The organism is Kaistella jeonii, from assembly GCF_000812865.1.
GTDB lineage: Bacteria > Bacteroidota > Bacteroidia > Flavobacteriales > Weeksellaceae > Kaistella > Kaistella jeonii.
Genome location: NZ_JSYL01000001.1, coordinates 64,836 through 87,087 on the forward strand (window position 1 = coordinate 64,836; position 22,252 = coordinate 87,087).

The window sequence follows — 22,252 nt, forward strand, 5'->3', positions numbered from 1 at the left end:
TATGCTACCCTTCAAAAATCTACTTTTGAGAGTGCTGTTTTTTCTCACTTTCCTAACTTCTTTCCCAGTTATGAAAGCTCAGAATCTGCAGGAAGTAATTACAAATTTAAAGACAGAATTAACGAAGAGTCCCGATGATAAAAAACGAGCCTCAATTTATTCTGATCTCACCTGGTATTATGCAAGCGTTTCCGTAGATTCTGCTTTACACTATGGCAAAAAAGCGATTACTGCTACAGAAATATTAAAGGATTCTACGCTTTTAGCTCAAATTTATAGTGATCTGGGCGCTGTTCATTTCCGAAATAACGATTTTAAAAATTCAGAAAGAAATTATCTTCAATCCTATCAAATAAGAAAAAAGCAAAATAATATTGCGGGAATTGCAAAACTCAATAATAATTTAGCATCTGTTTATCAAAGCACCTTTCAGTACAAAAAGGCAATGAAAATGTATTTGGAAGCGCTCAACTTTTTTGAAAGTAAGGCGGATGAAAAAAACATCAATGCTACAAAAGCCAATATAGGATTGCTGTTTATCGATTTAAAAGATAACACCAATGCCATAAAATATATTACAGAAGCAATTGATTTTTTTGAAGAGCAGGATAAAAACGTAGAATTCGACAATAAACTTTGCGAAAATTATTTGAATCTAGGCAAGGCATTTCAAATGAAAAAGGATTATGCCACTGCGGAAAAGTATTATAATAAAAGTTCTGAAATTTGTAATAAAGTAGGTAATAAACAAGGTTATGCTTTCTCGAAAAGAAACCTCGGTAATTTAAATACACTTTTAAAAAATGATTCTGCGGCGGAATTAAATCTTAAAATTTCGAAAGAGACGAGAAAAGAATTCAACTCAAAATTAGATACAGAAAGCAATGATATCGATGTTGCGCAAAACTTGATCGTTCAGGAAAAATTTTTAGAAGCTAAAAGAATTTTGCTGAAAATTCTGCCTGTTTTTGAAAAAGAAAATTCCAAAGAAAATCTTCTTTCAACTTATAAGTTGCTTACAAATATTTACCATCACAGCAGTCAAACCGATAGTGCAGATCTCTTTTTTGAAAAATATGTTGCACTGGATTCTGATCTGGTAAATACGAGTGTGAATAAAGATACCTCTGAAATGGAAAAAAAATACCGGAGTTTACAGAAGGACAATGAAATTTTATCGCAAAAATCCAAGATATTCAAGACCAATGTTATTGTTTTCTCACTTTTAGGTTTTTTACTGATGGGATTTATTTATTACAAAAATTATCAGAACAAACAGAAAATAAAACTCCAGAAAGAAATTCTACATCAGCAGGATCTGGCTACGAAAGCAGTTATGAACGCAGAAGATAATGAGCGGAAAAGAATGGCAACGCACCTTCACGATGGAATCGGACAGTTGCTTACTGCTGCAAATATGAACATGAGCGTTCTGGATGAGTACAAAAAAGATGAAAATAATTTTACAAAAGTTCTCAACAAAACGCGGGAAATTTTGGCGGAAGCCATGTTGGATGTGAGAACGCTTTCTCATCAGATCATGCCCAATATGCTCATCAAAAATAGTCTTGCAGATGCTTTGAGGGATTTAATTTCAAAAACGAATTCGCCAAAACTACATCTTGAACTGAAAATGGAAGGTTTGAAAAAAGATTTAAACCAAAATATTCAGGTTGTTATGTATCGAATTATTCAGGAATGCATCAACAATACGATCAAGCACGCAAAAGCTAACAAAGTAGAAATTTCTCTAATTCAAAGCAATGATATGATCGAGGCTATTTTCAAAGATGATGGAATTGGTTTTAATCCCTTAAAAATAAATTCGCGAAATGATGGTTTAGGCCTCGAAAATATTAGATCCCGAATCGATATGTTAAAAGGAGATTTAAAAATTGACAGCGCTGAAGGAAAAGGAACTTCAATCATAATGAAAATCCCAATTTAGATGGAAAACATACTTGATATTGTAATTATCGATGACCACAATATTATTATTGAAGGTCTGGAAATGCTTTTAAGTTTTGAAAAAAATGTGAGAATTCTAAAAACTTATAATGACGCGTATGATTTTTTGGGCGATTTACGAGGTCAAAAATTATTACCAAAAATACTTTTGATGGATTTAATGATGCCAACGATCAATGGATTGGATGCTTCAAAAATCATTAAAAAAGAATTCCCGGAAATAAGGATTATCATTCTATCTATGAATTGCGAGCCAAAAGTGATTTACGAATTGATAGAAAAGATCGAAGTGGAAGGATATCTTTCCAAAAAAATTAGCAGAACTGAATTGTACACCGCTTTAAATGAAGTCAACAAAGGGTATGTTCACTTGTCGGAAGAAGCGCAACAGGCATTGAATTGTTTTAGAGAAAAAATTATTTCTTACCCTGAAATAAAACTTTCCTGCCGTGAAAAGGAAATTGTCGATTTGATGATCAATGGTTTCTCAAACAGAGAAATTTCAGCAAAACTTTTTATCAGTGAAAGCACCGTCGAAACGCACCGCAAGAATATCTATCGAAAAACAGAAGCGCATTCTATTCCCAAACTCATACAAATTGTGAATGATCTTAATCTTTTGCAAACCATTTGATGAATAAAAAGGCGTCAAATCAGGATAAAAAATAATGAAAAAAATATAATGTTGGAAAATGATCCAGCTTAACCATGTAAATTCAAAGAGAAAACCTCAATTTTTATTGAGGTTTTTTTGTTTTTAGTTTAAAAAATACCCATTTCAGGGTATCATTTTTTTTCAGATATCAAATAATTTTACTTCAGTTAAAAAATCACAAGTACCATGAAACTAAAAAAATCACTCGTTGCGATCTGCACATTCAGTTGCTTAGCAATCACCGCACAACAGGCAGGATTCAATGTCCTGGAAAAAGATTACGACATTTCCCGAAAAGCCAAAAAAGGTTACCTCGGTGGAATAGAAGGTAAAGAAAATGGAAATTTTGACATGATCTATTTCCTGCCTTCATCCAAACGAAAAGTGAAAATAGAAACTTATTCTTTTGATAAAGATGCCAATCTTACCAATACGGTAAAAGACGACTGGGAGGTAGAAAAAGCAAGAAAACGCTACAAAGGCTTAACTTATAAAGGAGATTTGCTCATCAACAAAGCAATTTCGGTAAGTTCGAACATGATGGGCAGAATGGTTTATAAAAACCGGGAAGTAACCGCAAAATACAACTGGCTTGCCGGAGGTTATGTAAAAAAAGTTAAAATGCTCGATAAGCAAAAACTTGCGAATGAAAATGGTGATGAATATCTTTTTGGTGGCGCTTACGAAGTGGAAAGAGACAGCGCAATTTTGGTTATTGGTTTTCCATATAATAAAGAAAAAGCCGATTTTTCGAAAATGGATTTCATGAAAGTGAACAATACAGGAAAGATCACAAATTTAGAAACCATCAACACAGGATATCAACTGCGACCCGTTTTTTCCAAAGCTCTTTTAGATGACGACAGCAAAAATATTGAGAATGACGATCTCCCAAGAGACTGGATCCATATTATGTCGCCCGCAAAAGGCACAGCAGGAGATCCGAACGAAATGACTTATTTCCGGATTTCGCCTAAAGGAAAAATTAAAGAAAATTTTAAATTTATAGCGCCAACTGCAGGATACAGAATTATTAACGCCTACGAAAAAAATGGTGAGGTAATTTTGTACGGTTTGGGAATTAAAAAAGATGGTAAATCAACGGAAGAAATTTTAGGTTCCGCAGTTTCTGCAACCAGTATGGATAGTGAAGAAATTGAACAAACCAAAGGAGGTTCTTCGGCGACGGAAAATATTATCGGCAAAGTAAGCGGTTTAGGCGGTCTAATCAGTGCTGCTCGAAAAACAGTCAATGTGGTTTCAGGAAAAGAAGAGATGATGCCAACTCAGGATGCTTTGGATACGATGATGGATGAAAAAAAATATACCGATTTTATTTTGTGCAAAATGTCTGGAGGTAAAGCTGTTTTTGTGAATGCAACACCGATCGCAGAATTAAATCAAAAAGCCGTTGCAGGTCCAGATATGAAAAAGCCTTTAGAATTTGACGGGAAGAAATTTAAAACCAATAATTTCCAGATTTTAAATGATGGTTCAATGCTTCTAAGTTTTCAGGATTTCAAAAAAAATAACAGTCGTGGCGGCGGTGGAAGTAAGTTCTTGAACACTTTGGCCGGAGTTTACACCAGTTCGAGCGGAAAGAAATACGACAGAATTTATCAGGGATTGTATATGCTGCATTTCACTCCAGATGGTCGTCTTAATAAAAATTATACCGTATTACTTGATCAGCAGAACAAAAAAGGATTTTTCAACAATTCGCCCATGACCGCCGATAACTTCTCAGCTACAAGTTATATCATTCAAAGCAAAGATGGAAAATCGGTCAACTGGATAATGGAAATGGTAAAGGCGATCGATGTTGATACTGATTTCAGCAGCACAACCAACTTTTTCAATGGTTCTACTACCAATATAACTACCACAAGTTATGCCCCGTTCTATAGTATTGAATATGGGAAATTAAATTTGCAGTCAGGGACCTCCACAGAATTTAGAACTTTGGGAGATTTGGAGAAGAAAAAATTCTATCTCTACGAAAAATACAACAGAATCCAGATCGGTGACTACACGTATTTCTTCAGTGAAACACCAAAAGGAGATAGAATGTTAATTTCCAGACTTGATTTAAACCAATAATCATTAAAAAAACGTGATTTCCGCACCTGATCTTGAATGAGTTTTTATGATTTTTCGGGTGTGGTTTTATGTGATATTAAATAATTTTAAAATGAAACTATTAATATCGTTTTTGAAATTTGCCTTCAAAACAATTATAAATGGAGGATCACTGTAATTTAGAATGTTTTTTAATGAAGTCTTTATATATAGCCTTAAAATTTATAGGTTTAACACAAATGATGAAGACAAAATTCAGTAGGAAATTTTTCCTGCTGAATTTTTTTCCTCTATGCAACAAATAATAATTTCATTATATTTGTTCTCTTAAAAAGTAAAGAACATGTACAATAAATTAGTAAGATTAGAAGTGATGCGAAATCTGGGAACAGAAGTTAACGACTTCATTTCCTCCTACCTTACTCCTGTAGAAAAAATATGGCAACCAAGCGATTTCCTGCCTGATTCCTCTTCAAACGAATTTAAATATGAAGTTGAAGAACTTCAAACGTTCGCACAGGAAATGGATTATGATCTTTTTGTAACGCTGATCGGGGACTGTATTACAGAAGAAGCTTTGCCAACATATGAATCTTGGTTGATGGGAATTGACGGAGTTAATCAGGAAGAAAGTACAGGATGGGCTCAGTGGATAAGAAGCTGGACTGCCGAAGAAAACAGACATGGTGACCTGCTCAACAAATATCTCTATCTCTGCGGAAGAGTAAATATGAGAGAAGTAGAAATTACAACCCAATATTTAATTCAGGACGGACTTGATATCGGAACAACAATGGATCCTTACAGAAATTTTGTTTACACGAGTTTTCAGGAAACTGCGACCAACGTTTCTCATAGAAGAGTAGGTACTTTAGCAAAACAAAGCGGTAACGTGAAGTTAGCGAAAATGTGCGGCGTGATTGCTGCAGATGAAGCTCGACATGCAAAAGCATACAAACATTTCGTTACCAGAATTTTCGAAGTAGATCCTTCAGAAATGATGCTCGCTTTTGAAGATATGATGCGCAAGAAAATTGTTATGCCTGCACATTTGATGCGCGAATCTGGGCAAAAAGCTGGTGAACTTTGGTCTCATTTTTCAGATGCAGCTCAAAGAGCAATGGTTTACACGGGTCACGATTATATCAATATCCTGAGCGAACTTCTTGATGACTGGAAAATTGAACACATCACTGGATTAAACGAAAAAGCGGAGAAAGCACAGGAATATTTAATGAAACTTCCTGGTAGATTACAGAAAATTACCGACCGAATTGCAACTCCAGATTTAGATCATCAATTCAAATGGATTAAATCTTAATATTAAATTATAGTAAAATATATTCTCAGAGTGGTCGATGTTTTCTACCACTCTTTTATTTTCTTATCTTTGCAAAAATTAAATTGACCGAGATGAAAAGCAATAAAAAACTAGCCATTGATTTTGACGGTACGGTCGTCGATGATGCATATCCGGGAATCGGCAAACCGAAAACTTTCGCTTTCGACACTTTAAAAAAGCTTCAGTCAGAGGGTTATCGATTAATTCTTTGGACTTATCGTCATGGTAAAACTTTGGACGAAGCTGTACAGTTTTGCAAAAAAAATGGAGTAGAGTTTTATGCAGTGAACTCAAGTTTTGAAGGTGAAATTTTTGATCACGCAGAAGCTTCCAGAAAAATCGATGCTGACTTATTTATTGATGACAGAAATTTAGGAGGTTTTCCGGGTTGGGGCGAAATCTATAATATCATCAATGACAGAATAGAATTTCGTGTAGAAGGCAATGAAGTTTTAGCCTATTCTAAAATCAAAAAGGATAAAAAGAAAGGCTTGTTCTGGTAAAATTTACTGGAAAAATAAGGAGCTTTTAGTTTTAAAATATTAAAAAATAAATTGTCAAAATAAACGATGATTCACTTAAAAACAATCGAAGAACTTCGGTTAATGCGCGAAAGTGCACAATTGGTTTCCAAAACTTTGGGGATGATTGCAAAAGAGATAAAACCAGGTGTAACAACTTTACATTTGGATAATTTAGGGGGTGAATTCATTCGGGATCATGGCGGTGAACCAGCTTTCCTTGGAATGTATGGTTTTCCTAAAAATCTTTGTATTTCGCCAAATTCTGAAGTGGTTCATGGTATTCCAAATGAAAAGCCGTTGGAGGAAGGTGATATTCTTTCTGTCGATTGTGGCGTTTATATGAATGGTTTTTATGGCGATCACGCTTATTCTTTTGAGGTTGGAGAAGTGACTTCGGAAACAAAAAGATTATTACAGATCACCAAAGAATCTTTATACAAAGGAATCGAGCAATGTATTCGTGGAAAAAGAGTAGGAGATATCTCCAATGCGATTCAGGAATATTGCGAAAAACACGGTTATGGTGTCGTTCGCGAACTGGTTGGTCACGGTTTAGGTAGAAAAATGCACGAAGATCCTCAGGTTCCAAATTATGGAAGAAAAGGAAGTGGAAAAGTTTTAAAAGACGGAATCGTTCTCGCCATCGAACCTATGGTCAATCTTGGAACTGAAAAAGTAAAATTTCACGAAGATGGTTGGACGGTGACTTCGCTTGATAATTCACCTTCTGCACATTTTGAACACGACGTTTGCATCATCAACGGAAAACCGGTTTTACTTTCTACGTACAAATATATTTATGAAGCATTAGGAATTGTCAGTGAGGAGGAAAAACCATTTACTTTGGATTTTTAATGAAAACCCTGACTAAATTTCTCTTAAATAAAATCCCAAGACCTTTATTGATCAAAGCGAGTATTTTGGCGCGACCTTTAATTGTTCAATTTTTTAAAGGCAACAAATTTACTGATCCAATCGACGGTAAATCTTATCGGAAATTTCTTCCTTATGGTTACGGGAAACAGCGTGTAAATGCACTTTCTCCCGGAACATTAAGTCTGGAACGTCATCGCCAAATGTGGTTGTATCTGCAAAATGAAACCGACTTTTTTACTAAAAATTACAAAGTTCTTCATATCGCTCCAGAACAGGAATTCCTCAGGAAATTCAAAAAAATGAAAAATCTGGATTATATTTCTGCGGATCTTTACTCGCCGATCGTGGATGTAAAAGCAGATATTTTAGATTTACCTTTTGAAGATGAAAGTTTCGATATCGTTTTTTGTAACCATGTTTTAGAACATATAGAAGACGATAAAAAAGCCATGAGCGAATTATTTCGGGTGATGAGAAAAGGCGGCTGGGGAATTTTTCAGGTTCCTATGAAGAATTCTTTAGAAAAAACTTACGAAGATTTCAGCATTAAAGATCCGAAAGAAAGACAAAAACATTTCGGACAATACGACCACGTTCGCTGGTACGGAATGGATTATTTTGATCGATTGAAAAATGTTGGTTTTGAAGCAGATATCAACTTTTATTCAAGGAAATTTTCAAGTGAAGAACGGGAAAGATTTGCTTTAATGGAGAATGAGATTTTACCGGTCGTTTCAAAGAAATAAATGAAAATAATTGAAATGAAAAACAATTATTTAATCCATTTATTAAAGTCGATTCCGTTATTACCCATTATCTATTTTCAGGGAAAGAAGATCAGAAAAGAAATTCAATTATTCCCCGAAGCAAAAAATCCGGAAGATTCTATCAATGCCAATTCCGATAAAAATTTAAATATTTTATTTATTGGGGAAAGTTCATTTGCCGGAGTTGGCGTAGAAAATCACAAAAATGGTTTTGCCGGTCATTTCTCAAATGCCTTGAGCGAAAAATTTCATTATAATATCAACTGGAAAGTTTATGCAAAAACAGGTTATAATGTTGACAAAATTCAAAGAAAAATAATTCCTCTCATTGTTGAGAAAGAGTGTAATCTTTTGGTGATCGGCATTGGTGGGAATGATACTTTTGAATTGAATCAACCTAAAAAATGGCGTGAAAGTGTTCAGTTCTTAATTAATGATCTGCGACAAAAATTTCCTGAAACTCCAGTTTTATTTGCGCAGTTACCGACTATCGAAATGTTTCCTGCCTTTTCGAAAGAAATGAAACAGGTTTTAGGAAATCACAAAGATATTCTTGCAGATCATCTCGACAAACAAGTTTTAAAGAACAAAAATGTCTATTTCCCGACCGAAAAAATAAATGTTAAAGAATGGCTCGGAAAACTCAAAGAAGGTCAAACTGTTTCAGAATTTTTTAGCGATGGAATTCATCCTTCAGAACTCTGTTATGATTTGTGGGCGAAAGATTGTGTAACATTTTTAGGTCAATCAAAAATAAATTTTTAGTAACCTTTGATAAAAATATCGATCATTAGATAATTATAGTTTTAGTGGTACAACAATGTTTCACTACCTTTGTAGAGATTTCGAATTTTCGAGGTCTTTTAATTTTTAATTACTTCAATAAAAAAGAATGCACAAAGCAGGATTTGTAAATATAGTAGGGAAACCGAATGCCGGTAAATCGACACTTCTCAATCAATTGATGGGAGAGAAGTTAGCAATTGTAACCCAGAAAGCACAGACAACGAGACACCGAATTTTCGGGATTTATAATGAAGAAGATTTGCAGATCGTTTTTTCTGACACTCCGGGAGTTTTAGATCCGAAGTATGGTTTGCAGGAAAAAATGATGGATTATGTGAAAGATTCTTTACAGGATGCCGATGTTTTCCTTTTCATAGTAGATATATTAGACCGTACTGAACCCTTCGAATTTCTGGTTGATAAATTGAATAAAATTCCGGTTCCTGTATTAATTTTGGTCAATAAGATCGATGAGTCAAACCAGGAAGATTTAGAGAAAACAATGGAGTTGTGGCACGAGAGGATTCCAAAAGCAGAGATTCTGCCAATTTCTGCATTGAAAGGTTTTAATACGGATGCTATTTTGCCAAAATTGAAATCTTTATTACCAGAAAATCCGCCATACTACGACAAAGATCAATATACCGACAAACCGGAGCGATTTTTTGTCAATGAAGCAATTCGAGAGAAAATTTTATTAAATTACGACAAAGAAGTTCCTTATTCCGTAGAAGTGGTTACCGAAATCTTTAACGAAAAAGAAGGAATTATTTTTATTGATTCTGTTATTTATGTGGAGCGAGATACCCAGAAAGGTATTATTATCGGGCATAAAGGAGATGCAATAAAAAAAGTAGGAACAGAAGCAAGATTAGATCTGGAGAAATTCTTTTCGAAAAAAATCCATCTTAATTTATTTGTAAAAGTGAAAAAAGACTGGCGAAAAAATGACAGAGATTTAAAGAATTTTGGGTACAGCTAAAATTAAATAATTACAGAATACCGTTACGGAGAGGATTTATTAAATTTGCTTTTAAAATTATTTGAATGAATTATTTAACTTCGACGAAAAACAATCCTTTAATTACAGATATTGTTCTTCTTGTTATTAGAATTTTTATAGGTTTCGCCATGCTTTCACACGGTTTTCCTAAACTTCAGCTTTTATTTTCTGGCGAAGAAATTAAGTTTGTTGATATTTTGGGAATGGGTGCAAAAAGCTCTTTAGCGATTGCGGTTTTTGCCGAATTTGTTTGCTCAATATTTATCATTTTAGGACTGTTCACAAGAATAGCCGTTTTCTTTTTGGTGATAACAATGGCTGTAGCAGGATTATTTGTACACAGTGCAGATGTTTTTTCAACGCGTGAACTAAGTTTGCTATATCTTTCCGTATATCTGTTAATTTTGGCTTTAGGACCGGGAAGGTTTTCAATCGACGCTATGATCAGCAAAAGGAGAGAATCTCGCTGGTAATTTTGAAATTACAGATTAAACAGATCACAAATAAACAGTAATTTTTTTGCTGTTTTTTTTATAAACTTAAATTAGAATTTTTATGAAATTAAAATTAACAATTTGCTTGCTTGCGTTTTTGAATTTTAGCAATGCGCAGGAAAATATTACCTATCAAAAGCCTTCCGCAGAAATTTTGAAACTTGCTGATTTTCAAAGAGCACCTTCTGTCATGATGGACAGTAAAAAAAACTGGATGGTCTTTTCTTATCGAAATACTTACAAAACTTTAGAGGATCTCAATCAGGAGGAAGTAAAACTCGGCGGCTTGCGGATTAATCCTGTTACCAATATTTCCAGCAGTGTTACTTACGTTAATAATCTGAAGGTTCGGAAATTGAAAGATAAGACGGAGATTCAGGTAAAAGGTCTACCGGAAAATCTAAAAATCACCAATATTTCCTGGTCACCAGATGAAAGAAAAATTGCCTTTACGAATACAGTCAAAGATGGAGTAGAACTCTGGATTTTAGATTTGGAAACCGCAACTGCAAAAAAAATATCTTCCTCTAATTTAAATTCAAACTTAGGTTCACCATTTATCTGGTTCAAAGATTCCGAAAATCTTTTGGTAAAAATGTTGCCAAAAGATCGACCTGCACTTCTGGACAGCAAAAAAGATCTGCCAACAGGACCAATTGTTTCGACTTCAGACGGAAAAGTTTCGCAAAACAGAACATATCAGGATTTACTGAAAAATCCACAGGACGAAAAGAATTTTGAGATCTTGACTTCCGCAGAATTATATAAAATTGATTTGAAGGGAAACGCGACTCAATTTAAAGAAGCCGATCTATATGCTGGTTTAAGTTTCTCCCCAGATGGCAATTATTTGATGGCAACAACCATTAAAAAACCTTTTTCTTATATCGTTCCTTTAAGCAGATTTCCAATGGTAACGAACGTTTACGATAAAAACGGATCATTGCTAAAAACGGTAAATGAAGTTCCTTTAAATGAAATTATGGCGAAAGGTTTTTCATCTGTCAGACCCGGTAAAAGATACATGGAATGGCGGGATGATCAGCCTTCAACTTTAGTTTATGCAGAAGCTTTAGACGGTGGCGACCAAGCAAAATCAGTGGATTTTCGGGATGAGATCTTTATTTGGGAAGCTCCATTTTCGAATGCGCCAAAATCTTTCTTCAAAACCAAACAAAGATACGCCGGTTTAGACTGGTCTAACTCAGATTATGCTTTCGTATCCGAAGATTGGTATGATACGAGAAATTTTAAAACTTATTTGATCGATTTAAAAAACAATACTTCGAAAGTCATTGAAGACCGGAATTCACAAGATGTTTACAGCGATCCCGGTAATTTTAATAAAACTAAAAACCAGTATGGCAGAAACGTGATTGACATTATAAATAACAAAGCATTTTTGATTGGCGCCGGTTTTACGAAAGACGGACAAAAACCTTTCATCGATGAAATGGATTTGAAAACCCAGCAGAAAAAAAGATGGTACACTTCAAATTTAACTGGATCTAAGGAAAACCTGATCGATATTCTTGATGCGCAAAAAGGCGATATTTTAACCGTTCAACAGTCTGCAAATTTATATCCTAATTACTTTGTCAGAAATATCAGATCGAAGAAATCAACTCCCGTAACTGCATTTCCGAATCCTTTTGAATCTTTAAAAAATGTGTATAAAGAAGTCATTAAATATAAAAGAAATGACGGCGTAGAATTAACTGGAACGCTTTATTTACCTGCAAATTACGACAGAAAAAATCATACAGAGAAATTACCGCTTTTAATTTGGGCGTATCCAACGGAATATAAAGATAAAAATACTGCGGGTCAAAATACACAGAATCCGAATGATTTTACTTTTCCAAGTTATGGCTCTTTCATTTATTGGGTAACGAAAGGTTATGCGGTTTTAGATGATGCAGCCTTCCCAATTATTGGCGAAGGAAAAACGGAACCCAACGACACTTTTATACCACAATTAGTTGCCAATGGAAAAGCAGCGATCGACGCACTTGATAAATTAGGATATATCGACCGCAATAAAGTTGCAGTTGGTGGTCATTCTTACGGCGCATTTATGACGGCAAATCTTCTCACTTATTCCAAAGATTATGCGTGTGGAATTGCACGGAGTGGCGCTTATAACAGAACTTTAACACCGTTTGGATTTCAGAGTGAGCAGCGAAATTATTGGGACATTCCGCAAATTTATAATGCAATGTCACCCTTTATGAATGCAGATAAAATGAAAACTCCATTATTGTTGATTCATGGTGATGCCGACAATAATCCCGGAACTTTTACGCTTCAAACCGAAAGATATTTTCAGGCGTTGAAAAACCTGGGAGCACCAGTAAGAATGGTGCTTTTACCGAAAGAAGCCCACGGTTATGCAGCGAAAGAAAATATTTTCCATGTTCTTTGGGAAGAAGATCAGTTTCTGGAGAAATGTTTAAAAAAATAAAGATAAAGTCTCCCAGAAATGGGAGACTTTTTTTGGATGTTTATTTTAAAATATATAGACTAAAAAAATTCGTTTTTAAGAAGGGGAGGAGCAATTTCTTTAAATTCAGGACTACAAATAAATTGATGTTTTAAATTAGTTCTCCTTGAATACTTTTTCCGTATCTATTGGTTTTCAGTAAATTAGTTGTAATTTTATTTGATAAAACTAATTAAAAACCATAACCATGGAAAATTTTAAAACCAAAAACGGTGTAAGTGTTCGTGCTTACAGCGGAGATGCGATCACACTTTTGGCATTCGATCTTACCGAGCATTTGACTAAAAACTTAGCAGGTTTTTCGATCGGTTTCAAGTATAAAGAGGGTGATCAATGGATTGAAAAGTATATTTATAATCGCCTGACTTTCCATGATGAGTTCAGGAAAAATAGCGGAATTAAACAGTATGACAGAAATTCAACCCTATATTCACCCATACAAAAATTCAATTGGGTTCATGTTCCAAATACCGATATTTCAAGCAGAAAAGCAGTTTTTGGAGATTATATTTATACCATTACACCAAGATATATCGAAGACGGAAAATTGGTGTCACTCAATTCAGATCTTTCTGTGGAAATTGATATTCCGGTAAAACCTTATCAAGAAAAGAGTACAACACTGGCTTTTACGAGAGGATTTGTTTCCTCCGTTGCGTACGCTACCAGATTCAGTCGGAAAAATAATTGTTCGCCCGAAAAATAATAATGAATTGATTTTTGACATCAAGCAAATCGCTGATTCTGCAATGAGATGGAACGAAAAAACGCGGAAAAATGAGCTGGTTCCATACAGTTTCGAGGAGCAGCATGAATGGTTAGGATGGCAAGCAAGAAACAGAATTTTAGAATTTTTAGAGGAGACGATAAAAGATAAAACTTTAAATTTAAAAGTTTTTGCATTCGATTTAGATGAGCCGGAAATTTGTAAGAAATTGCTTCAGTTGGCAAAAGAAAAACGACTGCTAATGATTTTGGATGATTCCAAAGGTCACAAAGAAGAAAAAGCTTTTGAAACAATTTTTGAAACTGAATTTCTTAAAGTAAGCGATACTGATCATATCAAAAGAGGACATTTCAGTTCTTTGGCGCATTGTAAAATAATGGTTCAATTGAAAAAAGCAGTTCCAAAAAAAGTATTGACAGGTTCTGCGAATTTCTCTACGAATGGATTTTATGTGAATAGTAATCACGTTATTATTTTTAAAAACTCCAAAATATCACAACTTTATTCGGATATTTTTGATGCTTCTTTTGGCGATGAAAATATGAAGAAATTCAAAGTCGGAGCGTTTGCGCTTAAAGACCACCAGATTCTTAAAACCACGTCATCTCCTGAAATGACCGTGACTGTTGCACCTCATAATAAAGTAGATGCAGAAAGGATTTTTGACCGAATCAGCACTAAAATCGAGAGAACAGATACTACAGATATTTTGTTTGCAGTGATGAATGACCGGAGCGCAGGAAGTATTTTAAGTTCTCTTCGCAAACAAATATCAAATGAAAATGTTTTCAGTTACGGAATTACCGATACCATCGGAAAAAATGACGAAGATTTTGGAATTTTCCTTTATAAACCTAACTCAAAACGAGGAATTAGAGTCGCGGCAAGAGGAATTGAAAACAATCTTCCTGAACCTTTCGGAACAGTTCCCGGAATTGATGGTTACGCAATTCATCATAAATTTATCGTTGTCAATTTTAAAGGAAATGATCCGGTGGTGTATTGTGGAAGTTCAAATTTAGCTTTCGGTCCGGAACAAAAAAACGGGGATAATTTATTAGAAATTCGAGATAAAGATATTGTCACCGCTTTTGCCATAGAAGCTTTACGACTGGTTGATCATTTTCACTGGAGAAATACTTCGCTGGAAAGTGTGGGTCATCTTTGGCTGGATAATTTATCTGGTATAAAAAAATGGTCAGAATCATGGTTAACGGAAGGAAATTTGAAATGCAGACAAAGGAAACTTTATATGAAGAAATAGAAGAAACTCATTCGTTGAATTCCCTAAATCAAAGAGTATTTTTATTATTTACCAGTTTATGGCAAATGCATTTTCTCAGAGCATTATCATCCAGAAAACATATTCTATTTAACATAATATAAATTATAGGACTTTTTACGGAAATTAAAATATGCGTGTATTGACCATTTTACTTTACACCAAATCCTCTTTTCCCGGGTTTTATCTGAATTAAATAATTCAGCAGATTCTCATCGATTAATATTAAAATGTATATCAACTCCAATCATCATAAACTGATTAGAGAAAAGTTTAAGTGTAAAGAAAATAATTCTCCCAGCTGGTAATTTACAAACTCTGCTTACAATTTTCATCAGCTTTGCCAGAACAAAATAAATTTCTAGCAACCTGATTTATAAGGAAACTTTTTTTCACCTAAAAAACATTAAATTTGAGCCACTAAACAATTAAAACTGACATGAAAAAATATCTTTTGACAACATGCGCATTCATCTTTATTTTGAGCTGCGAAAAAAAAATCTCCGAAAACATTAATATAAAAAATACAAACGATTCGGTGGTCGTTGTTCCAGAAAATTCAGAACCAATCGAATCTTCTACCCAACAAACCTGCTATTTAGGAGTGACAGGAAAAGACTCTGTATTTATTTCCCTGGATGATAATCTAGGGACTATCACAGGAAAAATGCGTTATAAAAATGCAGAAAAAGACAGTTCATTTGGTGATATTGTGGGAACGCAGAACGGTGATACTCTAAAACTAAACTATACTTTTCAGTCAGAAGGCACAATGTCGGAGCGCGAAATTTATTTTCTAAAGAAGAAAGATCAATTAACGGAAGGTATTGGCGACCACAAAATTGAAGGTAAGAAAGATTTTTATGAAAATACTTCGAAACTCAAATTTGATGGTTCAAGTCTAAAACAAGTTGATTGTAAGGATTTTGATAAAAAAGTAACGGTAAAATAAGACTAATCTCATCAGTATAATATCATTTAAAATTAAATGATTATAGCAATTTTCATTATCTATTGCATTAAATATAGTTCATATGATAAGTTTTAGTACTTTAGACTAATCAAATTTTTAAAAGCCTTATTTATTAATTTCCCCGTATGAAAATCGACGATTCTAAAAATAAACAAAACCTGCAGGAACTTCTGGATACGCGGGATTTTGTACAGCATATATCTGTTGATTGCGTGATTTTTGGTTTCCATAAAGGCATTATGAAAGTTTTGCTTCTCAAATATCATGATCTCGATCTATGCTCTTTACCTGGAGGATTCGTATTTAATGATGAAGATCTACATGATGCTGCAGTTCGTGTTTTGTACGAGCGAACACATCTTTCAAATATTTTTTTGGAACAGTTTCAAACTTTTGGAGATCGGAATAGAACTGAAAATAATGCACACCGGGTTTTGCTCGCAAGCAAACATATTGAGGTTCCGAAAGATCACTGGACTTTTCAACGTTTTATCACCGTCGGATATTGCAGTTTGATCGATTTTTCTTTGGTAGACACCTTTCCCAATAATATGATCGAAGAGTGTAAATGGTTTGAAGTAAATAATCTTCCGAAAATGGCTTTCGATCATGAAGAGATTATCAAAAAAGGATTAGAATTTATACGTCGAAATATAGATACTCAAATCGTTGCAAGCAGTTTGTTGCCGGAAAAATTTACCATGAAAGAATTACAGACGGTTTACGAAATAGTACTCGATGAAAAATTTAGAAGAAATAATTTCCAGCGAAAAATTTTAGCCTTAAATTCCTTGGAAAGACTTGAAAAACTATTCGACGGTTCCGCAAATAAAGCACCTTATCTGTACAAATTTGCAGATAAAAAATTGTACGAATTGCTTTAATTATCAGTTTCATGAAATTCTACCAATACTGCTCATTTATTTCACTAAATTCTTTAGGAAATACGCTCAAAAATTTCCTCACCTTTCCGAAAAATCTTAATTTTAGCAAAATCTAAAAAATGTCATACTACCCTCTTACGACCCTTCCTGATTACTATTTAATGGATGAACTTTTGACCGAAGAACACAAGCTTATTCGGCAATCGGTGAGAGACTGGGTTGAAAGTTTTGTGATGCCAAAAATTGATGAAGCGGCACAAAACCATACCGATATTCCAAACCTGATGAAAGAATTGGGGAAAATTGGAGCTTTAGGTCCTTACATTCCCGAAGAGTACGGCGGTTCTGGTTTAGATCAGATCTCCTACGGATTAATTATGCAGGAGTTGGAGCGCGGAGATTCTGCGATTCGCTCAGCGGCTTCTGTACAAAGTTCTTTGGTCATGTTTCCTATCAATGAGTTCGGTTCTGAAGAGCAAAAGAAAAAATTCTTACCTCATTTAGCTTCCGGAGAAATGATCGGGGCATTTGGCTTGACAGAGCCGAATCATGGTTCTGATCCAAGTTCCATGGAAACGCATTTCGAAGATAAAGGTGATCATTATTTATTGAATGGTGCTAAAATGTGGATCACCAACGCACCGCTTTGTGATATTGCCGTTGTTTGGGGAAAAAATGAAGAAGGAAAAATTCAGGGATTGATTGTAGAAAGAGCTTTCGAAGGTTTTACAACTCCCGAAACGCATCATAAATGGAGTCTTCGTGCTTCGAAAACCGGGGAACTGGTTTTTAATAACGTCAAAGTTCCAAAAGAAAATTTATTACCAAATGTTACAGGATTAAAAGGTCCTTTATCTTGTTTAAATTCTGCACGTTACGGAATTTCATGGGGAGTTATCGGTGCTGCAGTAGATTGTTATTGCACAGCTTTACAATATGCAAAAGAAAGAACACAATTTGGAAAACCAATTGCCGGATTCCAGTTGCAACAGAAAAAATTAGCTGAATTCTTAACAGAAATTACAAAAGCACAATTGCTCTGTCTTCAGTTAGGAAGATTGAAAAATGATCATAAAGCAACGCCTGCACAGATTTCTATGGCGAAAAGAAATAACGTAAAAATTGCGATCGACATCGCGAGAGAATCGCGTCAGATTCTTGGAGGAATGGGAATTATGGGTGAATTCCCGATGATGCGGCACGCTGCAAATCTGGAATCTGTAATTACTTATGAAGGAACACACGACGTTCATTTATTGATCACCGGAATGGATATTACAGGAATTAATGCGTTCGGATAATTTTAATTCTTTCAAATAAAATAGAAAACCTTCAATTACTTGAAGGTTTTTTTAGGCTTAAACAAATCGAATTTTAATTCAATTACCAACTAACTTTCTCTTCTTCAACAAAATATTTTTCGGGATCTAAAATATCGAGAATTACATTTTTTATAGATTTCATGGGAGTTTCCAAAAGTTTTAACGATATTTCATCTTCTGCAAAGATCTGCAAATTTTGAACCCCTTTATTCACCTCTGCAAAACTCCAGATTCCACATTCGACGAAATTATCGGGATTTTTGTTTTGCTTTAAAACTGAATACGCATAAATACACAACTGCATCGCCTGTTTGTAATCATCGCGGAAAAAAAGCTGTTCTAATTTTTCTACATCTTCTGGTTTTTTCGGAGCTGAAATGGAGAGGTTTTTCGTCTTCGCAGTTTTAAAATCGATGATTCTTAAATTTCCGTTGAGTCGGTCAACCCGGTCGATAAATCCATAAAAAGAAACTTTGTCAGTTTTTGCTTCATCTAAATAAAAATCAATGCCTTCAAAATTTCCCTCAACGCTTAAGATCTCAAGAGAATTTCCTTCCTCCACCAATTTTTTATCGTAATCCAAAACGTTGCGCACTACTCTTTCCGCAATTGATCTATGAATAAAATTCATTCCTTTTGCATAGAATTCAACCTGGTGTTTTAAAGTTTCGATGGCTGCATTGATGGATTCGAGCAGCGCTTCATCAGTAAGAGTCAAATCATTTACAGTCAGTTTTTTACCGACTAATTTCTCATAAATATATTGAAGTGCATAATGCACTAAATTTCCATAACTTCTTTGGGACAGTTCTTCTTCAATTTCATTTGTTTCCCGTGTACTCAAAATTTTTGTCAGATAAAAATCTACCGGATTATAGAGATAAGAAGTTAAATGAGACGCGGAAACCCGGGTTTTCCACGTTTCCAACTTCTCTAAAACTTTTGGGGTTTTTTCAATTTGAATTAATTCCTGCTGAATTGGATCTGAGGAATTTTCAATGATGATATTTTCAATTTGATGATGAACATCTTCAATTTCCATCTGGGTAATAAAACGGCTTTTTTCTCCCGTATTAACGCCGGAATTTAACGCATTAAAAAGAAGATGAACATTCTTGGCATCCTGAATTAAGCGATAATAATGATAAGCATAAATGCTGTCATTCTCCAAAAAAGTATGCAGATCAAAATGTTGACGGACATCAAACGGCAGATAAGTATTCTGCGAATTTCCGAGCGGTAATTTACCTTCATTTACGGATAAAAGGATTACATTTTCGAAGTTGAGAAGGCGCGTTTCCAAAAGTCCCATAACTTGTAAACCTTGCAGTGGTTCTCCTTGAAAATCAATGGACTCCGAACTTACCAGTTGATTGATCAAAACTTCCAGTGTTTCCATTTTAATTTCAAAAGAATACGGTGAAATTTGATTTTGAATAATTTTAAAACTCTTTTCGAAATGAGCGATATTTTCGTATAAAATATCATCCAGATCTCTGAATTTCAACTCATAGCAAAATTTAATAAGCAGATCTAAAAAGTCTCTAATTGAAGATGCTTTTTTGAAAAGTTCAAAATAAGAAAGCTCTGCAAGAAATTCTGTGAACTGTTTTTTAGAAATATAAACGATGTTTCTTTCTTCAATATTAAATTTAAAAGTCGTTATTATTTCCTGATCAATTTCTGAATTTGGCAATTCTTCTAAAACGGACAAAACGTCGTTGTAATAATACGAGGAGTTTTTTTTCTCCAGTTGTTTTTGAAGATAAAAAAGCTGCTTCATCGCATTGCTGAAACCTAAATTTTTCAACGGAAATCCCATCGTAATATTAAGATATTGCACTGAATTCATAGCATCTAAACTCGCAGGAAGCAAATTTTCGTCGAGTAAAACCACTGCCGTTTTCGAAAGATTTGGATCATTGATCTCTTTGAAAATTTCAGGTAAAACCTTTGTCTGCGTTATGTTGCCGGAAACTTCATAAACTCTAATGTTTTTTGCTTGGGCAAAATCATTTTCGATCCACTGGAATGGTCTTTTTTCTGTAAACTCTTTCCATAATTTATGACTGCGCAAAAATTTTCCGGCTTCCTGTCTTTCATCATTGAAATAATACAAATCTGCCTGAAAAAAACATTGTCCTTTATCCCATTGTAAAAGACTTTTTATCAATTTTTCCTCAACTGGCGTAAAGGCATTAAAGCCACAAAACACAAATTTCTGATTCGTTTTTTGTGCGAAATCTTCAAGTTTATCTTTGGCTGCTTCGTGAATCATTCCTGAAGTTGCCCAATTTTTTTCGTTCAGTTTTTGCTTTAAAATGGGCAGAAAAACATTCATCTTCTGCCAGAAATTTAAGAACTTTCTGCGTGGAAGATCTTCCGAATCGCCTAAGTTTTCGGACCAGTTTTTAATTCTTTCCTCATCGAACATATATTCTAAAACCGATTTATCGCTTTCTGAAAATTTTAAAATATCATCCCAATCTTTCAACAAAGTCGGAAACCATTTCAAAAAGTTGGCGAAATCCTCCGATGGATGAAGTTCATGATAGATCTGGAACGCAAATAGCCATAAAGAAATTCCCTGAACAGGCTGCTTTCCGGAAAGATCTGTTATTAAATCCTCAATGGTAAAGAAGTTGGGTAGAAAACCAGAATATTGTTTTTCTCTCAAAATTTTCTTGATGAAAACGATCGGTCTTTTACCGGGAAGAACGATGTCAAATCCCGATAAATCAGCATTTTGTTCCAGAAGTTCGGTAATTATTTTTTGGAGAAATTTCATATTAAAATGGAAAGATGAAAAATAAGAAAATTAAAATAGAAAACCTCAGAAAAATAAGTTTTTCCTGAGGTTTTATAATTTTGAAAATAAGATTTATTGAACGACGATATTTTTTTGAATGTAGATATTTTGACCTGCAGAATCCTGACCATTGTAAAATTTGAAAAGATAAGTTCCTGTTTTCTGCGGATTAAAATTAATCTGAGAAGATTTAGTCACCAGATCTCCGCAAGATGCAGTTGTTTTAAATTTATAGGAGATCACCTTTCTTTCAAACTCGGACGTATGCAAATAATCGTATCCGTAAAAACCTTCGCATTTTGCGGTGTAATTTGAGTATGTTTTAATAGTTTGGGTAGTCAAAACATCCATCGTGTCCTGTGCAATTTTCACGCTGTCAATTTTGAGTGCTTCGGTATTTAGAATTTCGTCTCCTTCAAAACGGTCGTTGCAACTCATTACACTGAAAGTCAATAATATTGGTAAACTAAAAAGTAATATTTTTTTCATGATGTCCTATTTATATTATTAAAACGATAAACATAAAACCTTTATTATGCAATATTAAGAATTAAAATTTCCCTTAGATAAATATACCACCTTTTTTGTTTCGAAAAATTCACTTTCAAAATAATTTTGAAGATTAAATACTTCAGTTTTCATTCCAGCTAATTCTTCAGTGAGATCACCGCCTTTCAAATAAAGCACGCCATTGTGTTTCGGATTAAACTGTTCTTTTTCAAATTTACCTCTTAACCAACGGAGAAAAATCGGCATTTGAGTTACAGCTCTGCTTACAATAAAGTGAAATTGACCTTTCACATCTTCAGCCCTTCCATGAATAGCAGTGATATTTTTGAGACCGATTCCTTCTGAAACTTCTTTCACGACTGTAATTTTTTTACCGATAGAATCTACAAGTGTGAAGTGAACTTCAGGAAACAAAATAGCAAGCGGTATTCCGGGGAAACCTCCTCCAGTCCCAATATCCAGAACTTTTGTGGTGGGTGAAAACTCTATCACTTTTGCAATTCCGAGGGAATGCAGAATATGTTTTTCGTAAAGAGAATCCATATCTTTCCGGGAAATCACATTTATTTTTTCATTCCATTCTTTATAAAGTTCATCTAATTTAGCAAACTGTTCGATTTGAACTTTAGAAAGATCCGGGAAATATTTTTGAATTAATTCAACTGACATGCTTTGATTATAATTTCTACAAATTTAAAGAAACAAGTTTAAAACTTTGCAGAAAAAAATTATCTTTGAGAAACTTAAA

Annotated in this window: 19 protein-coding genes; 16 read left to right on the top strand and 3 right to left on the bottom strand. The window is 34.2% G+C overall.

All coding sequences use genetic code 11. The features are described from left to right. Nucleotide 1: 1 nt before the first annotated feature. The 16 genes from OA86_RS00290 to OA86_RS00365 all read left to right on the top strand — a co-directional run bounded on the left by OA86_RS00290 (nt 2) and on the right by OA86_RS00365 (nt 18,164). Complete coding sequence (locus OA86_RS00290) at nt 2-1,948, top strand: tetratricopeptide repeat-containing sensor histidine kinase (RefSeq protein WP_082017275.1); 1,947 nt, start codon at nt 2-4, stop codon at nt 1,946-1,948. Further along, nucleotides 1,949-2,602 carry a response regulator gene (locus OA86_RS00295; protein ID WP_039347128.1) on the top strand — a complete coding sequence of 218 codons (654 nt, stop codon included), beginning with the start codon at nt 1,949-1,951 and terminating at the stop codon, nt 2,600-2,602. Nucleotides 2,603-2,809: 207 nt separating this feature from the next. Continuing rightward, the gene (locus OA86_RS00300) at nt 2,810-4,723 is read left to right on the top strand and encodes a hypothetical protein (RefSeq protein ID WP_039347131.1); all 1,914 of its coding nucleotides are present in this window, start codon (nt 2,810-2,812) and stop codon (nt 4,721-4,723) included. Nucleotides 4,724-5,045: 322 nt separating this feature from the next. Then, on the top strand, nt 5,046-6,023 hold the full coding sequence (locus OA86_RS00305) for an acyl-ACP desaturase (protein WP_039347133.1): 978 nt from the start codon (nt 5,046-5,048) through the stop codon (nt 6,021-6,023). Between the two features lie 92 nt (nt 6,024-6,115). Beyond that, nucleotides 6,116-6,547, top strand: a complete 432-nt coding sequence (locus OA86_RS00310) for a BT0820 family HAD-type phosphatase (RefSeq protein WP_039347135.1) — start codon at nt 6,116-6,118, stop codon at nt 6,545-6,547. A 66-nt stretch (nt 6,548-6,613) separates the two neighbouring features. Further along, a complete protein-coding gene (gene map, locus OA86_RS00315; protein ID WP_039347137.1) occupies nt 6,614-7,423 on the top strand; it encodes a type I methionyl aminopeptidase in 810 nt (269 codons plus the stop codon). Then, on the top strand, nt 7,423-8,190 hold the full coding sequence (locus OA86_RS00320; RefSeq protein WP_039347139.1) for a class I SAM-dependent methyltransferase: 768 nt from the start codon (nt 7,423-7,425) through the stop codon (nt 8,188-8,190). The genes map and OA86_RS00320 overlap by 1 nt, the downstream gene beginning before the upstream one ends. A 15-nt stretch (nt 8,191-8,205) precedes the next feature. Next, nucleotides 8,206-8,976, top strand: a complete 771-nt coding sequence (locus tag OA86_RS00325; protein WP_039348256.1) for an SGNH/GDSL hydrolase family protein — start codon at nt 8,206-8,208, stop codon at nt 8,974-8,976. 127 nt (nt 8,977-9,103) lie between these two features. Further along, a complete protein-coding gene (era, locus tag OA86_RS00330) occupies nt 9,104-9,979 on the top strand; it encodes a GTPase Era (RefSeq protein ID WP_039347141.1) in 876 nt (291 codons plus the stop codon). Between the two features lie 65 nt (nt 9,980-10,044). Further along, nucleotides 10,045-10,473: a DoxX family protein gene (locus OA86_RS00335; RefSeq protein WP_039347144.1), complete on the top strand. Its 429-nt coding sequence runs from the start codon at nt 10,045-10,047 to the stop codon at nt 10,471-10,473. An 82-nt stretch (nt 10,474-10,555) separates the two neighbouring features. Continuing rightward, the gene (locus OA86_RS00340) at nt 10,556-12,958 is read left to right on the top strand and encodes a S9 family peptidase (RefSeq protein WP_039347148.1); all 2,403 of its coding nucleotides are present in this window, start codon (nt 10,556-10,558) and stop codon (nt 12,956-12,958) included. Between the two features lie 226 nt (nt 12,959-13,184). Beyond that, a complete protein-coding gene (locus OA86_RS00345) occupies nt 13,185-13,703 on the top strand; it encodes a hypothetical protein (protein ID WP_039347151.1) in 519 nt (172 codons plus the stop codon). A gap of 7 nt (nt 13,704-13,710) precedes the next feature. Further along, nucleotides 13,711-14,988 carry a phospholipase D-like domain-containing protein gene (locus OA86_RS00350; RefSeq protein ID WP_052257312.1) on the top strand — a complete coding sequence of 426 codons (1,278 nt, stop codon included), beginning with the start codon at nt 13,711-13,713 and terminating at the stop codon, nt 14,986-14,988. A gap of 457 nt (nt 14,989-15,445) precedes the next feature. Further along, entirely contained in the window at nt 15,446-15,958 is a 513-nt protein-coding gene (locus tag OA86_RS00355; protein WP_039347153.1) for a hypothetical protein, read from the top strand. 146 nt (nt 15,959-16,104) lie between these two features. Then, complete coding sequence (locus OA86_RS00360) at nt 16,105-16,863, top strand: NUDIX hydrolase (RefSeq protein ID WP_039347156.1); 759 nt, start codon at nt 16,105-16,107, stop codon at nt 16,861-16,863. Between the two features lie 119 nt (nt 16,864-16,982). Next, nucleotides 16,983-18,164: an acyl-CoA dehydrogenase family protein gene (locus OA86_RS00365; protein ID WP_039347159.1), complete on the top strand. Its 1,182-nt coding sequence runs from the start codon at nt 16,983-16,985 to the stop codon at nt 18,162-18,164. An 82-nt stretch (nt 18,165-18,246) separates the two neighbouring features. Here OA86_RS00365 and OA86_RS00370 read toward each other — a convergent pair whose 3' ends face one another. The 3 genes from OA86_RS00370 to rsmG form a co-directional block, all read right to left on the bottom strand. After that, nucleotides 18,247-20,973, bottom strand: a complete 2,727-nt coding sequence (locus OA86_RS00370) for a PD-(D/E)XK nuclease family protein (RefSeq protein ID WP_039347161.1) — start codon at nt 20,971-20,973, stop codon at nt 18,247-18,249. 93 nt (nt 20,974-21,066) lie between these two features. Beyond that, nucleotides 21,067-21,483 carry a hypothetical protein gene (locus tag OA86_RS00375; RefSeq protein ID WP_039347164.1) on the bottom strand — a complete coding sequence of 139 codons (417 nt, stop codon included), beginning with the start codon at nt 21,481-21,483 and terminating at the stop codon, nt 21,067-21,069. Between the two features lie 54 nt (nt 21,484-21,537). Continuing rightward, nucleotides 21,538-22,173: a 16S rRNA (guanine(527)-N(7))-methyltransferase RsmG gene (gene rsmG / locus OA86_RS00380; RefSeq protein WP_039347167.1), complete on the bottom strand. Its 636-nt coding sequence runs from the start codon at nt 22,171-22,173 to the stop codon at nt 21,538-21,540. Nucleotides 22,174-22,252: the final 79 nt, after the last annotated feature.